This is a genomic window from Paenibacillus cymbidii (assembly GCF_004764705.1).
Taxonomy (GTDB): Bacteria; Bacillota; Bacilli; order Paenibacillales; family NBRC-103111; genus Paenibacillus_AN; species Paenibacillus_AN cymbidii.
This window is the reverse complement of the sequence record NZ_SHLX01000014.1, coordinates 12380-26511: the sequence shown is the minus strand read 5'-3', so window position 1 is coordinate 26511 and position 14132 is coordinate 12380. Positions and strand designations below refer to the sequence as shown.

Annotated in this window: 10 protein-coding genes; 3 read left to right on the top strand and 7 right to left on the bottom strand. The window is 60.5% G+C overall.

Translation table 11 applies throughout. The features are described 5' to 3' along the window. From EXY20_RS19460 to EXY20_RS19450, 3 genes are all read right to left on the bottom strand, one after another. Entirely contained in the window at positions 1–921 is a 921-nt protein-coding gene (locus EXY20_RS19460) for an ABC transporter permease (protein WP_135553769.1), read from the bottom strand. A gap of 176 nt (positions 922–1097) precedes the next feature. Continuing rightward, on the bottom strand, positions 1098–2501 hold the full coding sequence (locus EXY20_RS19455; RefSeq protein ID WP_135553768.1) for a hypothetical protein: 1404 nt from the start codon (positions 2499–2501) through the stop codon (positions 1098–1100). A 278-nt stretch (positions 2502–2779) separates the two neighbouring features. Continuing rightward, positions 2780–3874 carry a GntR family transcriptional regulator gene (locus EXY20_RS19450; protein ID WP_167859371.1) on the bottom strand — a complete coding sequence of 365 codons (1095 nt, stop codon included), beginning with the start codon at positions 3872–3874 and terminating at the stop codon, positions 2780–2782. A gap of 173 nt (positions 3875–4047) precedes the next feature. Here EXY20_RS19450 and EXY20_RS19445 point away from each other — a divergent pair, with 173 nt between their 5' ends. Further along, positions 4048–4827 (top strand): AraC family transcriptional regulator, encoded by a 780-nt coding sequence (locus EXY20_RS19445; protein ID WP_135553766.1) that lies wholly within the window; start codon positions 4048–4050, stop codon positions 4825–4827. A gap of 102 nt (positions 4828–4929) precedes the next feature. Continuing rightward, on the top strand, positions 4930–5799 hold the full coding sequence (locus tag EXY20_RS19440) for a phytanoyl-CoA dioxygenase family protein (protein ID WP_135553765.1): 870 nt from the start codon (positions 4930–4932) through the stop codon (positions 5797–5799). A gap of 66 nt (positions 5800–5865) precedes the next feature. Here the strand turns inward: EXY20_RS19440 and EXY20_RS40310 are convergent, their stop codons facing one another. Beyond that, positions 5866–9531 (bottom strand): S-layer homology domain-containing protein, encoded by a 3666-nt coding sequence (locus EXY20_RS40310; protein ID WP_268966419.1) that lies wholly within the window; start codon positions 9529–9531, stop codon positions 5866–5868. A 352-nt stretch (positions 9532–9883) separates the two neighbouring features. Beyond that, positions 9884–10543: an SGNH/GDSL hydrolase family protein gene (locus tag EXY20_RS19425; protein ID WP_135553764.1), complete on the bottom strand. Its 660-nt coding sequence runs from the start codon at positions 10541–10543 to the stop codon at positions 9884–9886. A gap of 129 nt (positions 10544–10672) precedes the next feature. Here EXY20_RS19425 and EXY20_RS19420 point away from each other — a divergent pair, with 129 nt between their 5' ends. Next, positions 10673–11869 carry an ROK family transcriptional regulator gene (locus EXY20_RS19420; RefSeq protein ID WP_135553763.1) on the top strand — a complete coding sequence of 399 codons (1197 nt, stop codon included), beginning with the start codon at positions 10673–10675 and terminating at the stop codon, positions 11867–11869. Here the strand turns inward: EXY20_RS19420 and EXY20_RS19415 are convergent. Both EXY20_RS19415 and EXY20_RS19410 read right to left on the bottom strand, forming a co-directional pair. After that, entirely contained in the window at positions 11859–13070 is a 1212-nt protein-coding gene (locus tag EXY20_RS19415) for an N-acetylglucosamine-6-phosphate deacetylase (RefSeq protein WP_235886101.1), read from the bottom strand. The genes EXY20_RS19420 and EXY20_RS19415 overlap by 11 nt on opposite strands. Then, positions 13060–13845 carry a glucosamine-6-phosphate deaminase gene (locus EXY20_RS19410; protein WP_135553762.1) on the bottom strand — a complete coding sequence of 262 codons (786 nt, stop codon included), beginning with the start codon at positions 13843–13845 and terminating at the stop codon, positions 13060–13062. Before EXY20_RS19410 ends, EXY20_RS19415 begins: the two co-directional genes overlap by 11 nt. Positions 13846–14132: the final 287 nt, after the last annotated feature.

Below are 14132 nucleotides of genomic sequence, written 5' to 3'. Positions count from 1 at the left end.
TTACCAGAGGCTTTCCTGGCCCAATTTTTTGCTCATCTGGTTCACAGTCACCAGGAGGATAAACGCCACCACGGAATCGAACAGCCCGATTGCCGCCGCGTAGCCGAAATCAAGCCCCTGTATCCCTCGCCGGTACACGTAGGTGGAAATGACGTCGGCGGTATCGTAAATGGCCGGGTTGTACATGAGATACACTTTTTCGAAGCCGACTTCGAGCATATGGCCCATGTTCAAAATGAACAGGATGACGATGGTCGGCATAATGCCGGGCAAGGTGATGTGCTTCATCTGCTGCCAGCGGTTCGCCCCGTCGATGACAGCGGCCTCGTATCGATCGAGCGGCACTCCTGTAAGCGCTGCCAAATACAAGATCGAACCCCAGCCGACTCCCTGCCAAATATCGGAGGAGATGTACAGCGTCCGAAACCAGCGGGCGTCTCCGAAGAAGCTTTGTTCGGGCAGGCCCAGCGAGCCGAGCAAGGCGTTGATCACGCCGTCGGTCGCGGCCAGCTTCATCAGGATGCCGACAACGACCACAGTGGAGATGAAGTGAGGCAAGTAGCTGAACGACTGCGCGATCCGCTTGAGCCTCTCGCTCTTCAGCTCGTTCAGCAGCAGCGCGAGCACAATCGGCGCCGGGAAGACGAAAATGAGCGAATACACATTGATCATCAGCGTGTTCTTCACGATTCTGAAAAAATAGGGATCGTTAAAAAATTGCACGAAGTACTTGAATCCCACCCAATCGCTGGCGAAAATTCCTTTGACGAGATCGTACTTTTTAAAAGCGATCGTCACCCCGTACATCGGAATGTATTTAAAGATGAAGAACAGCACGATCGCAGGCAGAATCATCACGTACAAGTCCCAATCGTTCTTCAAATAGTAAAAGAACGTTCTTCGCTTCGCCGTTCTGTTCATGGCATTGTCCTTTACCCGATAATTTGTCATACGTTCGTTTTGTCGAGCAGGCGGTTGAGCTGAATAATCGATTAAACGCGATTCGTAAACCTAGTATAAATCAATCCGACTGATTAATCAATAATCGTTTATTACTTCCTTTTTTAGGATACCTGTCGTACAGCATTTGATGGACTTCATCCGATGAAATAGGCATACAGCACACTTTTGCAGCCGGTCACCTCGAAAACAATCGCCGTCGCCTCCGGCCCCGCTGCGGGCAACGCGCCTTTCGACCAGCGGATCGGCACATCCGTCCCCGAGCGCCGAACGGCTGCGCAATCCGCGAACCCGCAACCGGTCACCTCGTTGCCGTCGCGGTCCGTCAACGCCGCTTTCACATAGCCGCCTTCGCCGATCTCAGCGGTCACGTAAAGCTCGCCGTCCGGACAATCCTCGTGCCGATAATGGACGGCAATGCGGCCCGGACGGTTCGGATCCGCCGCCCTGTAGCCGGCAAACCGGTCCGCGCCGAGCCTGGCGAGCAGCAGCGACGTTTCCCGGAATGCGGTGTGCCGCCCGTTCCCGCCCCCGTAATACAACTTCATCTCGTCGCCGCGGATGACGGGAACCGAAGCGTAAATCGCCCCGCAGTCGGCATCGCCCGTCGGATAGCTGCCGGCGCCGAGCGGGAGAAACGACTGTCCCGGACAGACGCGATGCCACTCGACTGTGTCGGGGCTCCATGCCAGCTCGCACGTAACGGAATCGAAATCCTGGGCGTCTTGGTCGGTATGGAAAATCGCCGGCAGCCCGATATAGATGTCGCCGTACGGAAAAACGGGCATCGAATATACCTGCGTATGCGGATCGTTTCCCGCCAGCACAACTTCCGGCTTCGTCCAATCCGTGAAGTTGCCGCTTTGCGTTCTTGCGACGACCCGCACCCCGTCGATCCATTCCCGCGTAAAGGCGATGTACTGGCCGGATCTTTCGTCGTAGAAGGCGTTGTTGTGCGTGTCTCCCCTGGCATTGTATCGCGGCCACGGCGTCGGCGGCTCCCAGCGCAACCCGTCGGGCGAGAAGCTTACCGCCATGGCGTCCGGGCCGCGCTCCCCGTGTTTCATGAACATTTTGTAGCGGCGGCGCGGATTCGTTTCGTGCGTGTCCTTGAACACGCCGGCGCCGTGCACGCCGCGCAAGACGATATTGTTGCGCTTGCTGCCGTCAAATTCGACAAGGCCGAGGTCCGGTTTGACCCATTCCAGCCCATCGCGCGAATACGCGTATAAAACGGCCATTTCCCGGTTCCGGTATCCCGCGTACGGTTGGTGCGGGCGGGCGGACAGCGGCGTGGCGGCGCTGACCTCGTCGATGACGAAGCAGGTGTACCACAGCTTGAACAAGCCGTCCGCGTCATCGTACATGACGTTCGGATACATGTTGTCGATCCGCGTCTCCCATCGCTTCGGCGGATCGGCAAAATATTGCTCCGGCAGCAGCGGATTGCTCGCTTCCTTGCGGACACGGCCCAGTTCGAGCGCAACATTGTCTTTCGTGCGGATCAACCGGTCGTCCAGCAGCAGTTTTGTCTCCCGCATCGTTCTCCCCTTTCGTGCCGACTCATGGCCGGCCCCCTCTCTTGTGACTGTAGGACAGCGAAGCTTATCATTATTATAAATCTGTCGGACAACTTGGTCAATATCAAATGTAAACTTCGTAATATTGCTCATTTTTTGTGAATAATCACTTTCTGTCCGACTGATATAGCGCAGAATAAGACGTTTCATGCCCATTCTTATGAGGTGACAAAAAATCCCGAACCGTTCGCGATGCGATGTTCGGGATCTTTCGGCAAACCCTGGGTTCGTGTGAAACGTTACGGCATTTTGACCAGCTTGCAGCTTTGGCGCACGATCAACTGCGGCTGCAATACAATAACGTAGTTCGGGTCGACCTTCTCTCCTGCAATCATCTTCAGCAAAATTTCCGCCGCTTTGCTGCCGGTTTCGTATTTCGGGTAACGCACGCTTGTCAGCTTCACCGGCAGCGTTTCGCACAGCTTGCTGTCGTCGTATCCGACGACGCCCAGGTCGACGCCGATTTGCAAACCGAACTCCCCGGCCGCATCGTATAAACCTTTGGCCACTTTGTCGTTAAAGCAGAACACCGCATCCGGCTTCGAGTCGAGCCGCAGCAGCCGTTTGCCCGTCTCGAAGCCGGGATTTTCAATATGAAGCTTGTCCTCGAATATGACGTAGTCCATGTTGACGTCCAGCCCCGCCTCGTACATCGCCCCCAAATAACCCTGATACCGCTGTTCCGAGCCCGAATATCGCGGCAGGGAAAGAAAGGCGATGCGCGTGTAGCCGAGCTTGATCAAATGTTTGGTTGCCGTGTACGCGCCGAAGAAGTTGTTGGAAATGACTCTGGGCGCCTTGATATCGGAAATGCCGCGGTTGCAGAAGACGAACGGAATCCCCTTCTGGGTCAACAGCTGGAAGCTGGCGGTCGCGGGCTCGTCCGTCACGGCGGGAACGATAATCATCCCCTGGATATCGGAATTCACCAGCTTCTGAATATACTGCTCCTGCTTCTCGTTGCTGTGATCGGTGTTGCAGATGACGACGTTGATGTTGTGGTCGTTGGCGACGTCCTCGATGCTGCGAAGAATTTCCGGATACGTGTCGGATACGATATTCGGCAAAATAACCCCCCACGACGCGACGGACTGATTGACGGGCTGATCGGTCCGCTCGGCGATGTAGGTGCCGCTTCCGTCAATCGAGTACAAATAATTTTCGCCGATCAGTGCGGAAATGGCCTTTTCGATCGTGGTGCGGGTCACATTGTACTTCTTCATCATCTTCACCCGCGTGTCTATACGGGTGTTCGGGGGCAGGTGCAGCGTTTCTTCCTTGATCTTGTCCTTGATTTCATGATACAGATAAGCGTTATTACTGCTTTTTGTCACACCAATTCTACCTCCGGGTCCGAATCTGTCAGTTTGATTACTAAAATTATAGCCCATATTCGGATATGTGGCAACGCAAGGCGGACTGACCCGGCCGAATCGGGGTGTGGTATAATGGGCGTGCGGTATTTATTTCCCGTGGCCCGTACGGCTGCGGGCGGGAGGATGTTCTCGTGCGCGCGCTGGATATCGGCACATCGATCGTCGGCCATGACGCCGATTGGAATATGGGGTTTCACCAGCATCTCGGCTTCGAAATATCCGCCGTTCTCGAAGGCAGCGGCAAGTTCGCGTTCGGCGACGAGGTGCATCGCATCGAAGCCGGCCACATCGTGTTGATTCCTTCCAACCTTCGCCACGCCTATTGGGCCGAAACGCCGATTCGTTTCGCCGTCAATATGGTGTATCCGATGCCGGAGCAGGCATACCGGTTGTTCCGCCAACTCGTGCCCGGCGACCGGCCGGAGCTGATCCGGTTGTCTCCGTTCGACCTCGAGCACTACCTTTCGTTATTCCGCGTATGGATGCGCGAAGTGTCGGGAGCGCCAGGGGCGGAGGAAGCTTACGTCGCCGGGTGGCTGCAGCTGTTCCTGCTGTTTCTCGCCGAGCATACCAAGCCGGGGCAAAGCACGCTCAGCATCGGCGCGGCGGCGGATTACATCCGCGGGCATCTGCAGGACGAGCTGTCGCTCGCCGAAGTCGCCAAGTCGACGGGGCTGTCGGAAACCGCTTTTCGCGGCCTGTTCAAAAAGACGTACGGCATGACGCCCAAAAGCTACCTTCACGCCTGCCGCATGGCCGAAGCGAAGCTGCAGTTGCGCGCTACGGACAAGCCGTTGCAGCAGATCGCCGAGCGGATCGGCTTCTCCGGCATCCATTCGTTCAGCGCCTGGTTCCAGCGGCTCGAAGGGCTGCCTCCGTCGGAATGGCGGAAGCGGCAGCAGCAAACATAACGGCGCGTTTTTCATTAAGCTTTGCTCCGTTTTCGACAAATACGGGTCCGCTTCCGGCATGTATACTGGCCTTAAACACCAGCATTTGACGGAGGGACAACGATGAACGTAACGATTGGCCAGCGAGAGCTCGAGATGGGCGGACGGTATATGACGGAGCTGCGCAGCTCGAACGATATTATGCACGATACGGAGGCGCTGCGGCAGCGCATGGAGGAAGACGGGTACTTGCTGCTTCGCGACTTCCATGACCGCGACACGGTGCTGCGCACGCGGACGGCGGCGCTGAAGCAGCTGGCGGAGAAAGGCCGGCTGGCGCCGGACACGAACCTCGAGGACGGCATCATCGGTCCCGAAAACAAGGGAGCCGAGTTCGGTTCGATGCCCGAGCTGCTTGACATCGTCAACGCGCCGTGGGTGATGTCGTTTTTCGATCGTTTCCTCGGCGGGGAATCGATGACGTTCGACTACAAATGGTCGCGCGCCGTGCCCCGCGGCGGCTTCAGCGGAGCGCATTACGACGTCGTCTACATGGGGCGCGGCACCAAACAGCTGTACACGATGTGGACGCCGATAGGCGACATTTCGTACGAAATGGGCGGCCTGGCCGTCTGCCTCGGCTCGCACCGCTTCGACAAAATCAAGGCCACTTACGGCCGCATGGACGTCGACCGCGATCTGGTGGCCGGCTGGTTCTCGAACGACCCGGTCGAAATCGTCGACCAGTTCGGCGGCAGATGGGCAACGACCGAATTCCGTGCCGGCGATGTGATGATTTTCGGCATGTACTTGATGCACGGCTCGCTGACGAATACGACCGACCGCTTCCGGCTCAGCTGCGACACGCGTTACCAGCTCAAGAGCGAGCCGGTCGACGAGCGCTGGATGGGCAAAAAACCGAAGGCCCACGCCGAATCGTCGGGCAAATCCGTACTTCCGATCGATGAAGCCCGCAAAGCGTGGGGCGTTTAGAATTGCGACAAAATCGGCCACGGCAGCAATTGCCGTGGCCGATCCCATTCCCAATCCCGTTCCCGGTTAGATCAATCCCGATTGCTTCAGTAAGCGCTGAATCGTTGCCGCCACTTCGGCGCGGGTCATGTAAGCCTTCGGCGCCAGCGTATCCGCGCTTCTACCCGATACGATGCCCGCTTGCACGGTGTCGGCAACGCCGTTCTTCGCCCATGCCGCCACCGCAAGCGCATCCCCGAACGCATGAAGCGTTGCGTCCGCCGATTGCGCAGCGAGTTTGTCCCGCAGTCCGGTCAGTTTCATCGCTTTGGCGATGATCGCCATCGCCTGCTCGCGCGTGATCCTGTCGTCCGGCCGGAACGTCCCGTCGTCATACCCGTCGATCAAACCGTTGGCATTGGCGGTTTGAATGACACTGTCGAACCAGTCCGTCGCTTTCACGTCCGAGAAGGAGGCGGAACCGCTCTCCAGCTTCAGCCCCAGTCCACGAACGATAATCGCTGCAAATTCAGCACGGGTGATGTCCTGGTCGGGGCTGAACCGGCCGCCTCCCGTTCCATCGATGACCAAACGCGAGCTCATATCGTTGATGGCATCCTTCGCCCAATGCGTCGCCACGTCGCTGAATTCCAGCGGATGCCAGACCACCGAATACGTGCTGTTCGTCAAGCTGTTGATGACCGCAAAGTACTTGCCATCGACTGACTTCACCTGGGTCGGCACATGACGCACCGTGCCATCGGCTTCGACGACAACGCCGGTCGTGATCTTGCCTGGATCAACGCCGTCCGGAATCGCGATGGCGCGCTCCACGTAGGCGGTAAACTTCGACACGTCGACGGTTGTGTCGCCATACACCGCTCGGACCTTGAAATCTACCGAAGGGACGACAAGCGTAAACGAACCTTTTTCGGCTGCGTTTTCGATGACCTTCACCTGTTCCTCCGTCGGAGCGGCGATCTCGATCTGAATTCTGATGTCCTGGGGCGCTGCGCTCTGGCCAATCTGATTCGAGATGGCATCAATATTGACTTGTCCCGCAGGCAGCGTATAGCTGGCATTCCCCGTTTGAATTACCAGTATCGCTTGCTTCTGCTCCATGTTCTTTACCATTTGCCCGTTCAGTTCGCCAATGAGAACATCGGATTTTGAAGCAATGGGAAGGGTGACAACCGCATGTTGCCCTGCCGCCGCGAGCCTTTCATCCAGTTTCTTCGGATCGATGGTGATCGTCGTGACGATCTGGTTGTTCCGTTCCGTTGTCGTCTCGATTCCCGCACTTTCGGCTTTGCCATTGACCAGCACATTTACTCCTGACGGTTTCGTTGACGGCGACGAAGGGGCGCCTGTATTGCCGACTGCAGGCTCGCCCGGTTCAGAATGATCGATTGGCGGTGTGGCGTTGACCGTAAATTTTGCCTCTATCGTCGTTTCCGTATTGCTTTCCGTATCAACCGTGATCGTCTCGTCATAATTGCCTATCGCCAAGGCGTCTTTGGGTCTTATCGTGAACGTTGCCGTATCCTGCGGGTCAATTCTCGTCTCACTCAGCGTACCGACTGCGTAATGGACGGCGTCGGGTTGCTTGAGCGTTACCGGTTTATTGCCCGTGTTTGTGATCGTAACGATCTTATCGACCTGTGCCGGATACCCTTCCGTAACGGCACCGAAGTTCGCCACCGTTATATCCGGTGAAATGGTGAAGCTTTGGGCCCAGAGCAGCGCTGAATTGGGCGTACCCGTCGACACCGTCCCTTCGTATCCCGTGCCTCCGATCTCGACATAAACGGAGTGGATCTCCTCCGGCCAATAAACATACAATTTCCCGGCGTCGTCAGTCCGCATTCCTTGGACGCCATAGTCATAGCCAAGCTCTGGCGTCGCGAGCGAATATACAGCGGCATTCACCGTGGCCGGCGTGCCGATGGTCAGCACGTATAACACCAATTCCTTCTCGCCGTTGTCGGATCCGTTGGAGAAACCATTGCTCGTCCCGGCATTGCCGTTGCCCCCCCCTGCACCGGCTGTTCCGTTGGACACGCCGTTGCTGCCCTCCACGCCCGTCCTTCCTGTTGAGTCGCCGGCACCGGCCACCCCCCCGAAACCTCCAATACCCAAAAAGCCTCCCGCGCCGGCCGCGCCACCCGTACCGCCACTGCCGCCGCGCGGGCCGGCCGTATTCACTGTTCCGCCGGTGACGACGACCGTCCCGCCGGCTCCACCGACTCCGCCAGATGCCCCATTGCCGCCGTTGCTGCCGTAGCCACCGACTCCGCCAAATCCGCCATTGCCGCCGTTGCCGCCATCGCTACTGCCAATACCGCCCGCGCCGCCCATGCCGCCCGCGCCGGCATTGCCCCCTGCGCCACCGGCGCCGCCTGCGGCTCCGTTACCGCCGCCGAAGCTCGCTGCGACGACCGTTCCGCCGGCAATGGTCACAGCGCCGCCATTCCCCCCCAGACCCCCTGCACCGCCGACTCCGCCGACTCCGCCGACTCCGCCAAACCCGCCGTTGCCGCCATCGCCGCCGCCCGCGCCGCCCGCGCCGCCCATGCCGCCCGCGCCGCCCGCGCCGCCGAAGCCGCCCGCGCCGGCATTGCCCCCTGCGCCGCCTGCGGCTCCGTTACCGCCGCCGATGCCCGCTGCGACGACCGTTCCGCCGGTAATGGTCACAACGCCGCCATTCCCCCCCGGCCCCCCTGCACCGCCGTCTCCGCCTAATCCGCCGACTCCGCCAAACCCGGCGTGGCCGCCGTTGCCGCCATCGCCACTCGCATTGTCAAATCCGGACGCCCCATAGCCGCCAATTCCGCCGTTACCGCCAGATCCGCTGGCACCGCCGAATCCGGCGGCACCGCCGCCGATATCCGCACTGCCGCCGGAACCCGATGCGCGAACAATCCCTCCGGCTACTGCGATCGTACCGCCATCGCCTCCGGCTCCGCCTTTGCCGCCGGCGCCGCCAGAACCGCCTTCTCCGCCGTGATTGCCGTCTCCGCCGTTCATAAATACGATATCAGAGGAGGCGCCATCCGCGCCATTCAGGCCAACCACGCCATTGCCGCCCGCTCCACCCGCACCGCCTGCGCCGCCACCGATGCCGGAGCCGCCGCCATTTCCCGTCGCGATAACCGTACCGCCCTGGATCGTGATATCGCCGGCGGCATCGCCGTCGCCGCCGTCTTGTCCTGGGGATCCGTTAATGTCTATTAAACTTCCGTCACTGCCGTCACTGCCATCGCTGCCGCCATTGCCGCCTATCCCCGAACCGCCATCAGGGCCGCCCGTTGCAGTCATACGGTCTTCATCTGTTCCATGAATCACAAGTTTCGCGGTTCCGGGCACATTCAACCCCGCGCAGCCGCCGCCGCTCACCAGCGAATTGTCGCCTCGCAACGTCAGATCCACCGTTGCATTCCCAATGATTTCGAACGCGCAGCCGCCAACGCCGCTGACGTTAATGTTCACATTGTCCAGAACAAGGTTGGCGGAAATTCCGCCTTCCACCACAATCTTATGTATCAGCGTCGACCCGGATATCTCCAAAACATCGGATCCCTGTATGAATAAAGTCCCGGCCCCCACGTCAAAACGGTAACTTCCCGTATTGCCCTGTACCGTGAAATCGCCGGCTTGCGCCGGTCGACCGTCCGTATCCGCGAAAACCGCCCCAAAAGAATAAGTAAACACCATACTCATGATCACAAAAAGGTAAAAGACTTTTTTGCCCATCCCCAAACGTCCTCTCCGATCGGAATAAATTTCCGGCATAATAGCAACCGCTTTCAGAATAAAGTGGAAATCGGGATCACCTTCAGCCTTCGATTCATGAACCCCGTATTTCGGTCCAAAACTCCGTCCTCCTCTGTTTTCTAAGACCTCCGTCCCTGTGTCTGCAGACCTATTCGTTTCTATTATAACATCCTTCTGAATGAAGTCGATCCCGATATCAAAGACCTGCCGGGCACGGTGCCCCCGTGTTTCTGTTCTGATTTCCTGTCGTCGGCGACGAAGCTCGCCCTACAAAAAAAACAAGCCGCGTCCCCCCTTGGGAGGATCGCAGCTTGTTCCCTTTGGCGCCGGCTTACGCTTGCCCGGTCCAGGCAAAACCGACGCTGTCCAGAAACGCCCGGGCCAGCACCATGTGACCAACCTGGTTCGGGTGAACGCGGTCCCAGGCGAGCGACGCCGGATACAGATGCTCGAGCACCCGGTTCATCGCCGCTTGCGTATCGACGAAGATGGCGCCGTGCGCAGCGGCGACTTTCTTCACCGCCTGGCCGTAGCGGTCCATCGTCGCCCGCATCGCGTCATTCGCATTCGGCTCGATGTAGAACGGCGTCATGAGCACAAGCCCTTTCAGCTGCGGCTTGGCGCTGCGCACGAGCTCGTCCAGCGTCGCCTCGTACTCTTCGATCAGCACGTGCTTCTCCGACTGGCGCGGCAAGTCGTACTGGCGCCACACGTCGTTGATCCCGATCATGACCGACAGCCAGTCCGGCTTCAGGTCGATCACGTCGGTTTGCCAGCGCTCCTTCAAATCGCGCACCGTGTTCCCGCTCGTGCCGACATTGACGACTCGAACCGCCAGCTCCGGGTATACCGCGCCAAGCAGCGCGTCGATCTGGGCGACGTAGCCCTTGCCGATCGCCTCAAACAAGCCTTCTCCAACCGGTTTCGCGCGGCCGCAATCGGTGATGGAGTCGCCGATCATAACCAATTTATCGTGCTTCTGCAGCTTCATGTTTCGTTGCACACCTTTCAGGGCAAATGAAATCCTCTTCTATTTTCCCCTCCGGCTTCCGCTTCGTCAATATGATTGTTATAGTAGAAGCAACCTGCTTACCATCGAAAAAAGGAGCACGTCCCCCCTATGGCAAAATCGCGCGGACGCGGGCCGACGCTTGCGAAAGATATGAACCGGCTCGCCCTGTACCGCCAAATCAAACGGCAGCGCGTTGCCACGCGGGCGGAGCTGGCCCGCCGGCTCGAGCTGAACAAAAACACGGTCGGCGCCATCGTGGACGAACTGATCCGGGCCGGCTACGTGCGCGAAACCGGCCCGCAAACGACCGGCGGCGCCGGGCGCAATCCGCGCGGCATCGAGTTCCACGCCGCGAACAAGTGGGCGATCGGCGCGCAAGTCACCGCCGATGCGCTGCACCTGGCAGCGGCGGATCTGTACGGCGAGCCGCTGGCGACCCGCACCGTGCCGCTCGGCGAGCATACGCCGGACGCGGTAGCGGACGCGCTCGCCCTCGCGGCGGAAGCGCTGCTGCGCGAGCATGGCGCGGGCGCAGCCTGCATCGGCATGGGCATCGGCGTGCCCGCGCTGCTGGACGAAGCTCGCGCGGCGGTGCTTCGCTCCAGCCATCTCGGCTGGAGCGAAGTGCCGCTCGCCGCGATGCTGCAGCCGCGCGTGCCGGTGCCGCTGCTGTTCGACAACAGCGTCAAGCTGTCGACGCTGGGCGAAGCGGAGCGCGGCGCGGGCGCAGGCTGCGCCGATTTCGTGTACGCCCACTTCGGCGGCGGCGTGGGCTGCGGCATTATCGCCGGCGGCGCGCTCGTGCGCGGGCAGACGAACGCCGCCGGCGAGCTCGGCCACATTGCGCTGCAGCCGGACGGGCCGCTGTGCGGCTGCGGCAACCGCGGCTGCCTGGAGACGCTCGTCAGCGTGCCGGCGCTTGCGGCGCAAATTGGCGCGCGCGCGGGCGTACCGGCCGAAACGGTGACGATGCCGTGGATCGTCGCCAGACTGGCGAGCGGCGACGCAATCGTTGCATCCGTCATGGAAGAAGCCGGGAAGCGGATCGGGCAAGCGCTGGGCGCGCTTGCCGCGATTCTCAATCCCCGGCTGATTGTGTGCGACGGATCGCTTATGGAGGCTGCCGCTTACCTGTTCCCGATCATCCGCGGCGAAATGGAACGCTGCGGCATCCCCGCTTCCGCGCGGCAGGCGGCGCTTGTGCGCTCCTCCCTTACGCCTTGGGCCGGCGCGCTGGGCGCAGCCGCGGCGGTCATTCGCGGCTGGGAGGACACGATCGATCCGCTGGCGCTCGTTACGGACTGACAGCGACGCCGCTCTTGTAGACCGAGGCGATCGTCGGCGGCTCGCCGTCCGGCCACTCGAGCAGGACGAGGTCCGCCGGCGCGCCGGCGGCAAGCCCTGCCGCCGCCGGCAGCTTGAACGCCGCGGCAGGCCGGAGCGACGCCAGGTCCCAGGCGTCGGCGGGTTCGTTCAAGCCGGCGCGGACGAGCGTCGTGACGCCGGCAAGCAGCATTTGCGCCGAGCCGGCCAGCACCTGCGGATGCTCCGCCAGGTGGAGCCGGCCTTCCGGCGTCAGCACGACGCGGCCGCCGATATGCGTCTCGTATTCGCCGGGCGGCATGCCGGCCAGGTGGACGGCGTCGCTGACCAGCATGAACCGGTGCTGCTTCGCGCGCTGGAACACCTTGAGCAGCGACACCGGCAAATGGAAGCCGTCGGCGATCACCATCGCCTGCAGCTCGTCGCAAGCAAGCTGCTCGTAGATGTAGTTGGCATGCCGCGGCTGCATCGCGTGCGAGCCGTTGCCCAGGTGCGTCGACATCGACGCGCCGGCGCGCACGGCTTCGCGAATTTGTTCGGGCGTCGCCGACGTATGCCCGATCGACACAACGACGCCGCTGGCCGTGCACTTTGCGATAAAGGCACGCGCGCCGTCCCATTCCGGCGACAGCGTCAGCAGGCGGATCCGGCCTTCGGCCGCTTCCTGCCAGCGCTGGAACTGCTCCCAGTCGGGAGCGGCGACATAAGCGGCGTTATGCGCGCCGCGGGCGCCGTCCTGCGGCGAAATGTACGGCCCTTCCAGATGGATGCCGGCAATGGTGGCATCGATCATGGCATCGTCGCGGCAAGCGCGGACAATAGCGCGCAGCGCCTCCGTAATCGCTTGCGGCGAATTGGTGATGATCGTCGGCAAATACGACGTCACCCCTTCCCGCCACAGCAGCCGCGTCAGCCGCGCGACATCGTCCGGCGTCACGCCGCCGTCCGCATTGATGTCGATGCCGGCGAAGCCGTTGATTTGCAAATCGACAAAGCCTGGGGCAACCAGCGGCAGACTTGCCGTCTCCGCTGCCGCCGCGACCAGCGGCTCGATGGCGGCGATGCGCCCGCCTTGCAACGTCAGCCGCAGCGGCTCGCCGCTGCGGTAGTGTCTCGCATGCACGACCGTTTCCTCGATCTCCATCTCGTTCCCCGTCCCGTTAACCGCCTCATTATACGCCATATCGACCGCTCCATCCCAGCCCGTAGGAGTCTTCATCGACATACAAGGTGCAAGCGGGATGCGTGCGCAAAATCGTGGCCGGGCACGCCGTGCCGATCGGTCCTTCGAGCGTGTGGCGTACCGCGTCGCGTTTCGTCGGCCCCGGCACCATGCAGAACAGACGACCGCCCGCCATCAGCGTCGGAATCGTCAGCGTCATCGCATGCGTCGGCACATCGGCCAGCTTGGCGAAACAACCGTCGTTCACTTGCTGCTTGCGGCACGCCTCGTCGAGCTCAACCGCCTTCACGGCAAACGGGTCGGAGAAATCGGCCACCGGCGGATCGTTGAAAGCGATATGCCCGTTCTCGCCGATGCCGAGGCAAACGATATCGATCGGCGCCTCCGCCAACAAGCCGGCGTAACGCCGCATCTCCGTTTCCGCGTCGACGGACGCGTCGAGCAAATGCACCGTGCCGGGCCGCACCCGGTCGAACAGTCCTTCGCGCAGGAAGCGGCTGAACAGCTGCGGCGCATCCGTGCTCAGGCCGATGTATTCGTCCATGTGAAAGACGGTGATCCGCGACCAATCGATTTCCGCATCGGCCGCCAGCGTCTGCAGAAATTCGTTCTGCGACGGAGCCGCGGCGAAAATGATTCGCGCCGTTCCCGCTTCGCGCAGCCTTTCCTTGATCGCTTCCGCCGCTTCCCGTCCCGCGGCCTCTCCCATCGCTTGACGGTCCGCGTATACGCGAACGTGCAGCCGATCGACTTGCCTTGTCAATTTGAGCGTCATGTCATAGCCTCCTACAATTCGTATAATATTTATACGATTAGCATAATCGATTTTAATCATAATTTCCATGATAAAATTACCGGGTTGTCCTTTCGGCAAATCGGCGGACTTTTTGGCAGTTTGCGCCATCTGGACGGAAATAGCCGGATAATCGCCCGGCTTTCTCCCACCTTCGTTCGGAAGCGGCAATGGAGCCAGCGATAGCCGGGTTGCGACGCGACCTCAACAAAGCTATAATGAATGAAGATCACTTACGTGCTAGGAATCGGCAGGCGTCCGCATATCTG

Bases quoted from the DNA above. Each gene is read 5' to 3' on its own strand.
- EXY20_RS19460 (WP_135553769.1), bottom strand. From the start codon at position 921: ATGAACAGAACGGCGAAGCGAAGAACGTTCTTTTACTATTTGAAGAAC.
- EXY20_RS19455 (WP_135553768.1), bottom strand. From the start codon at position 2,501: ATGCGGGAGACAAAACTGCTGCTGGACGACCGGTTGATCCGCACGAAA.
- EXY20_RS19440 (WP_135553765.1), top strand. From the start codon at position 4,930: ATGAACGTAACGATTGGCCAGCGAGAGCTCGAGATGGGCGGACGGTAT.
- EXY20_RS40310 (WP_268966419.1), bottom strand. From the start codon at position 9,531: ATGGGCAAAAAAGTCTTTTACCTTTTTGTGATCATGAGTATGGTGTTT.
- EXY20_RS19425 (WP_135553764.1), bottom strand. From the start codon at position 10,543: ATGAAGCTGCAGAAGCACGATAAATTGGTTATGATCGGCGACTCCATC.
- EXY20_RS19420 (WP_135553763.1), top strand. From the start codon at position 10,673: ATGGCAAAATCGCGCGGACGCGGGCCGACGCTTGCGAAAGATATGAAC.
- EXY20_RS19415 (WP_235886101.1), bottom strand. From the start codon at position 13,070: ATGGCGTATAATGAGGCGGTTAACGGGACGGGGAACGAGATGGAGATC.
- EXY20_RS19410 (WP_135553762.1), bottom strand. From the start codon at position 13,845: ATGACGCTCAAATTGACAAGGCAAGTCGATCGGCTGCACGTTCGCGTA.